A 237-nucleotide genomic window follows, 5' to 3' on the forward strand; every position below is an offset into this window, starting at 1 on the left:
ATATTGGCTTGATATAACGAATCGATGGTGCCTACATCACGCCAGTAAGCATCCTCGGTAACACGCCCAGTCGAACCGCCAAATTGGTGCGCGTAGACTTTTTCTTTATCAATTAGTCTTGGAATAATATCTTTTCCAAAATCGTGGTTAGAATTGAGGTTATCTGCGTCTTTTTCTAACGCATCAATTAACGCATCAGTAGTGAAAATATAGATGCCCATCGACGCTAAGCTATTC

Annotated in this window: 1 protein-coding gene; it reads right to left on the reverse strand. The window is 40.9% G+C overall.

The annotated features are described in order from the left end of the window. Positions 1–237: sugar phosphate nucleotidyltransferase (locus JFU56_RS22760; protein ID WP_256432456.1), on the reverse strand; the 237-nt coding region annotated here is incomplete at both ends.

The sequence above is a fragment of the Moritella sp. F3 genome (genome assembly GCF_015082335.1).
Classification (GTDB): domain Bacteria; phylum Pseudomonadota; class Gammaproteobacteria; order Enterobacterales; family Moritellaceae; genus Moritella.